Annotated in this window: 4 protein-coding genes; 1 reads left to right on the forward strand and 3 read right to left on the reverse strand. The window is 32.4% G+C overall.

Annotation, left to right across the window (positions count from 1 at the left end; translation table 11 throughout):
- Nucleotides 1-159 precede the first annotated feature (159 nt).
- Nucleotides 160-1311, forward strand: coding sequence for an MFS transporter (locus WHD08_RS06740; RefSeq protein WP_165734012.1), 1152 nt, complete (start codon nucleotides 160-162; stop codon nucleotides 1309-1311).
- Here WHD08_RS06740 and WHD08_RS06745 read toward each other — a convergent pair.
- The 3 genes from WHD08_RS06745 to WHD08_RS06755 form a co-directional block, all read right to left on the reverse strand.
- Complete coding sequence (locus WHD08_RS06745; RefSeq protein WP_261973755.1) at nucleotides 1304-3856, reverse strand: DUF559 domain-containing protein; 2553 nt, start codon at nucleotides 3854-3856, stop codon at nucleotides 1304-1306. The genes WHD08_RS06740 and WHD08_RS06745 overlap by 8 nt on opposite strands.
- Before the next feature lie 156 nt (nucleotides 3857-4012).
- Entirely contained in the window at nucleotides 4013-10162 is a 6150-nt protein-coding gene (locus WHD08_RS06750; protein ID WP_208888753.1) for a T9SS type A sorting domain-containing protein, read from the reverse strand.
- Between the two features lie 176 nt (nucleotides 10163-10338).
- On the reverse strand, nucleotides 10339-10617 hold the full coding sequence (locus WHD08_RS06755; protein ID WP_208888752.1) for a hypothetical protein: 279 nt from the start codon (nucleotides 10615-10617) through the stop codon (nucleotides 10339-10341).
- Between the last annotated feature and the right edge of the window lie 655 nt (nucleotides 10618-11272).

The following is an 11272-nucleotide window of genomic DNA, read 5'->3' on the forward strand; positions in this document are numbered from 1 at the left end:
AAGTAAATAAAAAACTAACAATAAGAAAATTACAGTTACCCTCCCAAATAGAAACCATTTTTTAAATCAAACAAATCTTCACAATTATATGTCTTGTAGAAAGTTTACATGTAGTACTTTTGCCAAACTTTTAAAAAAGGGTGTCAAAAAAATTATATGATTAAAAAGAGTTTATTATCATTAGCACTAGGGACTTTTGCCATAGGAATGACAGAATTTACAATGATGGGTATTTTACCCGATATTGCTAAAGACTTAAATATTGATATTCCTTCTGCAGGGCATTTAATTTCTTTATACGCTTTAGGTGTTGTTATTGGTTCTCCTATTTTAGTACTATTTACCGCTAAATATTCACCTAGAAAAGTATTAATTTTTCTAATGCTTTTGTTTGCTGTTTTTAATGCATTATTTGCTGTTTCTCCAATATATTCACTTTTACTCGTTTCTAGGTTTATGGCAGGTTTGCCACATGGTGCGTTTTTTGGAGTTGGCTCTGTAGTGGCTGCAAAATTTGCCGACCCTGGTAAAAAAGCACAGGCAATTGCCATAATGGTTACCGGTATGACCATTGCAAACCTTATTGGAGTTCCTTTAGGCACTTATATTGGGCATCACTTTTCTTGGAGATACACGTATTTAATAATCAGTTTATTTGGTTTGTTATCGATGCTTTCTATATACTTCTGGATTCCAAAAATGCAACCGCTTTCACAAGTTAGTAAGAAAAGTCAGTTGGCCTATTTTAAAACAAAAAAAGCTTGGGTTATAATCGGTATGGTTTCTATAGGAACTGGTGGTTTATTTGCTTGGTTAAGCTATATAGCACCATTAATGACCGAAATTACCAAAATTAATGAAGACGGAATTCCGTTTGTGATGGTTTTAGTTGGTTTAGGAATGATAATAGGAAACCTTTTAGGAGGTAAATTAGCAGACATTATTACACCTCAAAAAACAGTAACTGTTTCTTTTATATTTATGATGCTCTGTTTAATTATCATTTATTTTACAGCTCACATTCCATTTATGAGTTATTCAATGGCATTTATTACGGGTGTTGCTGCTTTTAGTTGTTCATCTCCAATACAAATGCTTTTAATAGATTCTGCTGAAGGATCAGAAAGTATTGCTGCTGCCGGAGGTCAGTCTAGTTTTAATTTAGGAAATACCATGGGTGCTTTTTTCGGCGGATTGCCAATTACCTATGGTTACGCCTATAATTCGCCTTTGCTTATTGGAGTTGGTATGGTAGCAATAGGTATTTGTTTTTCTTATTACTATTTAGTTTTACTGAAGAAATCTAACTAATCTCACTCCAAATTTTAGAGTTTTTAGAAAGTGCAACATACGCCTTTTTAATATTGCTGTTTGCTGGTTGCGATAAATTACCATCTTCCTGCAAAACAGCAATTGCTGTGTTTCTTGCGGCCACTAAAATTTTAGAATCTTTAACAACATCGGCAATTTTAAGATTTAAAACACCACTTTGTTGGGTGCCCATTAAATTACCAGGACCACGTAATTTTAAATCTACCTCAGCTATTTTAAATCCATCAGTAGTATCTACCATCGTTTTCAAACGTGTTTTTCCTTCTTCGGATAACTTATAACTAGACAATAAAATACAATAACTTTGGTCTGCACCTCTACCTACTCTTCCTCTTAATTGATGTAATTGAGAAAGCCCGAATCGTTCTGAACTCTCAATAATCATTACACTAGCATTGGGTACGTTTACACCGACTTCAATTACCGTTGTAGCGACCATAATTTGTGTTTCGCCTTTTACAAAACGCTGCATTTCGTGTTCTTTATCTGCAGGTTTCATTTTTCCGTGTACAATACTGATTTGATATTTAGGCGTAGGAAAATCTCGTGAAATACTTTCAAAACCATCCATTAAGTCTTTATAATCCATGGCTTCAGATTCTTGAATTAAAGGATACACCACATATACTTGTCTTCCTTTTTCAATTTCATCGCGCATAAATTTAAAAACCGACAATCTATTTTTATCAAATCGATGTACTGTTTTTACTTCTTTTCTTCCTGGAGGTAACTCATCAATTACAGAAATATCTAAATCTCCATAAACAGACATTGCTAAAGTTCTAGGAATTGGTGTTGCCGTCATTACTAGAATGTGTGGAGGAAGAGAAGCCCCTCCAACCTCCCCGAAGGGAAGGCTTTTATCACTGTTGTGTAATTCTTGTGTTATCTTTTTTGTTACTTTTTCAATATCACCTATAACTTCTTCATTAGTAAGTCTAATAACTTTAAAACCTAATTCTCTAAGAATTTTCGTTCTTAAATCATCTGCTTCTTGCTGTGCTGTTGTATTATGATATTTTCCATCAACCTCAACAATTAAGTTTTTTTCGATACAAATAAAATCGACAATAAATTCATCAACAATATGTTGTCTTCTAAATTTAGAATCTAGCTTTTTTGCCTTTAATTGTTGCCAAAGAACTTGTTCTGCTGGTGTGGTTTGTTTTTTACGTTCTACTTGCAATTCCTTCATCAAAGCATACACAGAAGGATTAGCAGTCATATATTTTTGATGCACAGCTTGAAATTCTTCGCTAAATGAAGGTTGAGAAGGATCTTTCCCTCCTTTTTTCCAAAGTTGAGCTCTTTGTGCAACTCCAAATCTATGTTGTTCATCAATAATTGCAATACCAAGGTTTTTAAATTTCACTTTATCTTCTAACAAGGCATGCGTACCTATTAAAATATGCAACGTTCCGTCTTCTAAATTTGCATGAATTTCTCTACGCTTTTTTATTCTAACCGACCCTGTTAACAAATCGACATTAATATCCATGTCTTTCAACATTTCTGAAATTGCATGATAATGTTGGGTTGCCAAAATTTCTGTTGGCGCCATAATTGTTGCTTGGAAACCGTTGTCTATGGCTAAAAGCATGGTTAATAAAGCTACAATGGTTTTTCCTGAACCAACATCTCCTTGTAAAAGACGATTCATATGTGCACCTGAAGCTACGTCTTTTCTAATTTCTTTTAGTACTCTTTTTTGAGCATTTGTTAAATCGAAAGGTAAATGGTCTTTATAAAAAGTATTAAAGTAATCGCTCACGTTTTCAAAAACAAAGCCTTTTATTTTTGTTTTGTTGATGAGTTTCTTTCTCAATAGCTGCAACTGAATAAAAAATAATTCTTCGAACTTTAAACGATTTTGCGCTTTGGCTAAGTTTTCTTGATTTTTAGGAAAATGTGCATTCAGCAAAGCATCACGCTTAGACATCAACTTGAAATCGTCTATTATTTCTTGTGATAATGTTTCTGTAATTACTTCAAAAAACTGCTGTAATACATACTGAACATAAGTACGCATTAGTTTATTTGAAACACCAGAGTTCACCAATCTTTCTGTGGATGGATATACAGGCTGCATTTTAGATTGCAACTTTTTCTTGTATTCCGTTACCAATTCTAATTCTGGGTGTGGAATACTAAAATTGCCGTTATAATGGTTCAATTTACCGTAAACCACATAGGGTTCATTAATTTTTAAAGAGTCTTTAATCCATTTTTGACCTTTAAACCAAACCAACTCCATAGAACCTGTTGCATCTTGAAAAGTAGCTACTAACCTACTTCCTCTTTTTTGAGCTACCGATTTTACGCGTGTAATTTTCCCTACAATTTGTACTTCAGAAGAATTTGGTTGTAAGTCTTTTATCGCATAAAATGCGGTTTTATCAATATATCTAAACGGAAAGAAGTTTAGTAAATCATTACATGTTTTTATACCCAATTCGGTGTACATAAGCGTTGCTCTTTGTACACTAATTCCTTTAATATATGTTATGGGATGGTTTAAATTCAATTTATAGAAATATAAAGAACGAAAATACAGAAATCTCTATAAATAAAAGAAAAAAGAATAGCTCTAATGATTTTTTTTTAATAAAAATCAATAGAACTATTCTCAAAAATAATTAACCTCGACGTTTATAAATTACAAACGTCATTTTTCCCCACGCTACTCTAATATTATTTTCTTTGAAATTTTTCCTTTCTCTGTTTCTATATTAACAATATAAATAGCTTTAGATAATTTCTTTGTTTTTAATCTTTGTTGCGCTACTTCTTGATCTAGGTTACTCCACTGATCAACTGTTTGCCCTAAAAGATTAAATAACTTAACCGTTCTAAGTTGCAAATTATCGTTGTTATTAATTACTATTTCTTTAGTAGTTTTATCTATGAAGATCGTTATATTTTTATCTAAAATAACAGCTTCATCTGCAACATCTAAAGTTGTATTTGTTACTTCTTTAAACGCTAAGAAAAAACGATCTGTATAACTTCCGGCCGATAATGTTAACGAGAATTTTCCGCTATTAATTAAATAAGCTTTACCAGTTAATTTATCTTTTATAAATACATCTCTATCAATAGCCTCCCATTCATCAACACCAATACTTACAGTACCATTTTCTAACAAAGAAATAAATAAAGGAACTTCTAAATCGTCAGTTATTTCTTGTACTCCAGTAATAGCGTATTTACCATCATTTTCTGGAAACTTCCAATAAAAATCAGTTTCACCAACATCTAACATTGCAGCATCATACCCTTTTTCAAATCCAAAAGAATTGTCGCTTTTAAAAGAAATACCTATTTGTCTATGTAGACCTAAACCTTCTTCATTTACATAATCCATACCTAATTTAATTATAGGAAGCTTACTTACTAGAGCTTCACTTTCTTTTTTAGAATGACCATCAGTTTTAAAGAAAATAGACTCCTCTCCCTCTTGAATGTATTCTCTTTGACTGTTATTAAATTCGATTGGACCACCATTGTTATCTCCTTCTATAAAAAAACCTTGTCCCATAGCAATATATGCAGCTGGCACTTTATAATCTCCACTACCTACAGATGGAACACCTGCTTGTGCAACACGCCCTTTTAGAGTAAATGAATCTATATACAGGCCAGAATTCCCTGAATTATCTGTATATGAAAACTCTATAAGGTCACCAACTTTAATATCCAATTGAAGACTCCCTTGTTCATACTTAACATTTGAATCTGCCAACTGAAGTATTTGTAGGTTACCGCCATTTACCCTAATTCCTAGAGGTATATCATTAACACTTCTGTAAGAAACAAACAATTTATCTGCATCGGTATTACTTGTAAAAGAAAGCCCTTCATTATAATTATTTATTAAAACACCCGTAATAGAGTTACCTGACACTACCTCTGTATATTCAATTGCTCCATTTACTTTGTCACAAGATTCAGCTTCGATTAAACTTACTGTAGTATCAGCTCCATTATTAGCCTCTACTTGGTTCGCAGACAACCCCATAGAAATATTTCTAATAGCATAACCTCCTATGTAGCCACCAAAATTATGCCCTGCGGTTCCCCAACCACTTTCTTCACCGGCATGTTCCCAGAAATATAAAGCACCTGTTATAGAACTCGTATTATCTTGTATAAATTTCTTTGCACTTATAGCTCCTGCAAAAGGGTTTCCTACTAAATAAGATTCATCTGCACCAACTGTTGTACTAATATCTCCATCTTTTGGTGTTCCCACATAAGTATAATTTTGCCCATTCGTATTTTGATTTAGACTTCCGGAACCTTTAAAAATAAAACCATCCGTCTCAGAAATTGTTTGGTCTTTGTATTTATGCTCCCAATTAGATCTAGATCCAGCACCATTAGCATAGGTATACACCCAGTAATCTGCTATGGATATCGGGTCTGTACTCCATGTTCCGTTATAACCACCAATAAAAGTTATATTTTTTGCAATATCAGTAGTTCCTTGACCAATTGTACCACTATGACTTAAAGGATTTGTACCGTCTTTTAGAACACTTTCTATGGTATAAGTACTTTCATCTATAGTATTTACAGGAGAACTCATGTAATTATATCTATACATACTAGGCACCATAGATTTTTGATCTACCAATAACTTCCCAGAACCTGTAATTCGCTTTACTCCGTCATGTGTTTGCACTAACTGCGCTTTGTTTGTATCATCTGAACTCACCAATCTAATTTCACCGTCTAAAACGATGTTATTGGTCACTACTAATAAATGATCTGTAACACTAAACACTGTATTACTTTTAACTTCTAATTTACGGGCACTTAATTTTTCTATATGTTCATAGCTTTCAGAAATTACAACTTCTCTAGATCTATCTGGATAACCGTTAGACCAATCTCCACTTATTCTATCTGTTAACCCAAATCTATGAAATCCGGGTCTTGTGTTTGCATTTACTTTGGCTGAAGCAATCTCAGATAACAACGGATCATGAGCATGACGTTCTATAGTAGCATCCGTTAATAAATCTGTATAAGTAGTAATCTCATCATCTATAAAAGCAATCCATTCTACAGGCTCAAAAGTTGTGTTTGGTAATGAAATGCTATCAATACGCACATAACTTGTGCTATCTGCAATATTTCTTATTACATCTGTTCTATTAACCCAAGCTTTATAATCAATGTCTTTTGTTAATACAATAATATCATTTTCATCACTAAAATCTGTAACTCCTGTATTTACATGCTCTGTTGCAGTAGATAATTTATTTGTAACAGCCCCCATAGATATTAATATAGACTTTCCTCCATCAATGCTACTTGTATTAGCAAATACAGCTGTAGGAGACAATAAACCTGATGGATCTAATATTCTATCTTTATAGAAAGCAACATTAGCTGTATTTGGAGCAACAATATTATTAGGATCTATGTTAGTTACCTCAATCCAACGCTCTCCATCAGACTGAAATACTTGCGTAATCATTGCTGTACCACAGCCATTAATACTGTTATTTAATGCATAGGCTAAATAACTGGAAGGATAAGTTGTAATAGCCCTTGCAGTATCATCTGTTTCTATACTTGCTACTAAACCATTACTACCTACAGATTGACCAGAAGCTGCAATATCTAAAATAGCATTATCTGTAGCTTCGCTAATATTTCCTGAAGCATCGGTTCCATTTCCATTAGTTACATTTGTTGTTTTTAAAATACCAGGCACCCCTGCCTCCATAACATCTGGACAACTATCTCCGTCAGAATCTAAATCTAAACTATTAATAATACCATCATTATCTTCATCATTAAATTCTGATGGACATTGTAAAACACTAAAAACAATATTGTCTACCCCAACATCATTACCTGCACCACCGTTGGGTTGGTCGTTATAAATTACAATATCTACTTCATCAGTACTACCTGTAAAATCTAAGACAACCCTTTCCCACTCATCATTATTAGTTACTCCTACCGAAGAAGCTGTTTTTAAAGTTAATCCATTACTATCTTGTACTTCTAATCTAAAAATAGGTGCATCAGCACATCCATTGCATAATCCAGACATATCTAAACGAAATCTATAATCTGCACCAATAACTAAATTATTAAGAGTATGACGATAAAACTCCTTATTTCCTTCATTAATCATGTTAATAGACAAATACCTACCGTTTGATGAACCTCCTATAGGGCCACTAAACTCATCTATATTTGCATCTAAATCTCCATTTTGATCTGTACGGTTGTAATGCCCTAAGCCTGGAGTTAACGAAGACACAACAGCATAAGAACCATCTGGAATAGCTCCCCCAGTGTCATACGAATGATTTAAAATATAAGGATTATCTGATCTTCCGGTACCCGTACCAAAATCTTCACTATACAGTTCTACAATTTCTACTTTATCTTCAATCGGACAATTACCATTCTCTATAATGTCAATAATACCATCATTATCATCATCAATATCTAAACTATCATCAATTCCATCATTATCTGTATCGACTAAACAAGTAGCAAAACTTCCTTCTGTAGCCCCTCTTGTATCTACGAAAGCTCCAAAAACTTTAATTTCATTATCTAAAGAAACACCTACCAATGCTGAAGCAGAAATTTTTATTCCTGAATATGCCTGCGTCGTTTTAAAGCCAAGATTAAGATCTCCAGAACCAGATACTCCAATAATATTTGTTAACAACTCTAACCCGATTAAGTTACCTGCGGTACTAGACTCTAACTCTACTCCAGTAGCACTTAAAGTAGTAATCGTTAAACTATTTTGTAAAATACTTAGGCTTACTAAAGCATCATTAAAATTTAGGGAGAAACCAGCATATGATCCTGCAGGAAAACTATTCGTTGCATCTCTTACGGCTAAACTAGCTGACCCACCAACACTTGCTAAAATATTAATTGTTGCATAATCTGTATCGTCACTTGTTATTACATTATCTGCATTAGCAACACTACAACCTACACACGCTAATCCCGAAACACCTGTTTGTTTAAAATCTATATAGGTAGAAAAAGTTGGTGCGTTTAAAGCGTAAGAAGTATTACACTCTAAAGTTGTTGAACACATTTTTTGAATAAAGCTATTGTAAATTTTAATGGTACCTAAATTAACTGCTGCTAATGGCGCTGCAAATTTAATACGAACTTCATCAAAAGTTTGTGTAGCAGAAAAACCAATAGTTTGTTTGTTTTCTGAAGCTAACAAAGGAGCACCTACTAAAAGAGGACCTCCAGACTTAGACTGTACCAAAGTTCCGTTTAAATAAGTAGAAATAGTGGTATTACTTAATAAATCTATTGCTACAAGAGATTCTGATTCTACTACAAAACCCACATAATAAGGATTCGTTGTTGTAGCTACGTAATTGTCCAAAACATCATAAACACCAATTTCTAACGAACCTAAAGCATCTATATCTAAACCTAATTCTGCATAATCATCTGTATCTGAATCTATAATATTCTCTAATCCATTTATATTAACACCTGCACTTACTAAACCAGTACCTGATGTCTTAATCTCTACTGGATAATCTGTATTTGTCCAAGCTACTTGAGTATTACAATCTAAAGTATCTGTATTACTACAATATTCTTTTATAACAGGATAATTTACATTAAAATCACCTAAACTAACACCAAGAGTATCTGAAAGCTCTATTTTAATTTCATCATAAGGTTTACTTGCAGCTGTTACAAAACCTACATTTCTTGTAGCACTTGTTAAAAGAGGAAGCCCCACAAGAGCATCAGTAACATTTATAGACTGTTGTTCTACATTACCTAAATAAGTGGTAATTTTTAATGTACTTAACACACTTAAATCCACAGCAGCATTTGTAGTTATATTAAAACCAGCATAAGTACCTCCTGCAAAAGGGACTAATGCACTAGCTTCAAAATCTCTTTGTTTTTTTACTGATAAATAAACAGTTCGTAACGCTCCTACTGAAAGGACACCTCCTGTTAAATTAGCATGAGTGCTAGCGTTACCATCTAATACATTTTCTGGGTTAATACCTGTTGTTCCTAAAAGATTTAAACTAACACCAACCTGACCAACATCATCTACTTCCATTGCGTAGCCTGTACCCAAAGAAATTTCCGACATTGTATTACAAGCTAAAGCACTACTTGTATCTTCATAAATTTTCACAAACGGATAGTTAACTTCTAAGGTGGTAACCAAACCACCTACAGAAATTCTCATCTCATCAAATGCAACTGGTGATACAAAACCAATACTTGCACTTGAACCAAAACCTAAATTAAGCGACAATACATCACTCGAAGGAATATAAGAAGCTACTGAAGTTGGATTACCGTCTTTATATAAATTAATAGTTATTGTACTAAGCAAACCTACTCCCGTACCAATATTAAAACCGGCATAAGTTCCTGCAGGAAAATCTCCTAATGCACTAGGAGCTGTAATTGTTAATGTATTAGTTCCTGCAACAGTAGCTATTGTAGATGTCGAATTAGTTAAATCTGAGTCTACAGCATTTCCTGAAGTATCAACTCCAGGAGGTGTACTCCATTCAGGGGTACATACTTCAGATACCCCTACTCCAGTACAAGTTTCAGTTCCATCTACTGCAACCCCATCAAAATAAGTAAGATCATTTACCAACGGTACAATTACATTTTTAGGTAAACCTGCAATAGTATTGACTACAAGTGATTTTTTTGTTGTTTTTGTCTTAGGTGGACCTTCAATACCATTTGCCTTATCATTGGTAGCATAAACATTTATGATGCTTAAAACCAATAAAAGGGTAAACCATTTTTGAGTTGTTTTTGTTTTCATTTTTCGGGGAATTAAAAAAATTATAAACTTTTTGTATGCTATTCTTCTAGATTAAAATTATATACATATAATATTATCCTCAGAATAATTATTCTAACTATTGTGTTTGTTATGAATTTTAATAAAATAATAAATAGGGTATTTTTTTTATAGGACTAAACCTAGTCAATTACCTACTACGCTACCTTTAGATTTCTACGCATTGTCTTATCAACCTGCATTAGACGGTATTTACTATTCACCTTCATAACCATATTAAAAGAAGTATGGATATTAATTAAAGGTACTACTTGGCTCTCCGGAGGCTTACCAAGAATATCAACAGCAAATATATTTTTACTTGCTTTAGACTTGTTAGTAAGTCTTTTCACCTTATTATTACTCTCTGCAGAAGTATTTAAAATACTAGAAACGAATAAAAGGGTGAACTTTTTTTGAGTTGTTTTTCTTTTCATTTTTACGGGGGATTAAAAAATTCATAAACTTATTTATACTATTATTTAGGGGCAAAAAATATAATTCTCACCTAAAATAAATACACAATGATGTTTGTTCCTATTTTAGTAAAATAACATAGCAATTATCTTAACAAGTAATTTATCTAAAACTCTAAAAACTAATTCAGTAAATTTCATTAGACATACCAATAATATAATTTTTTATTTACAAAAACAAACTTTCACCTATTAAATATCTAATATTTTATCAAAAAAAACAAACATAACACCGTCTTAACAACAAAAGCATAAGAATAGTAAACAACAAGTTAATCATCCATATTTATTTTTAAGATAAAAAACCTTACATTTTATAAGAAAACCTTATATTTTACAACTTACACTACTAAATAATAGTAAAAAAAAAGAACCTAACTATGTGACTTACAATAAAAATAAGTATCAAAAATGATGTAACAAATAAAATAATAACTATTTTTGTACTTTATAAATTTCTTTTTAATGACCAAGCTCATAAACAGAATGAAAATATTTGGGGGAATATTTCATTTTAAAATGCAGGTCCCCTTTTATTTTGTTCAAATAATAAAAAAAGCTTTTAAACAACACAAAATGTGGTTGTTTTCATTGCCAATGTTTAAAATTTTAAACA

Origin of the sequence: Polaribacter sejongensis, from assembly GCF_038024065.1 — a bacterium.
GTDB lineage: Bacteria > Bacteroidota > Bacteroidia > Flavobacteriales > Flavobacteriaceae > Polaribacter > Polaribacter sejongensis.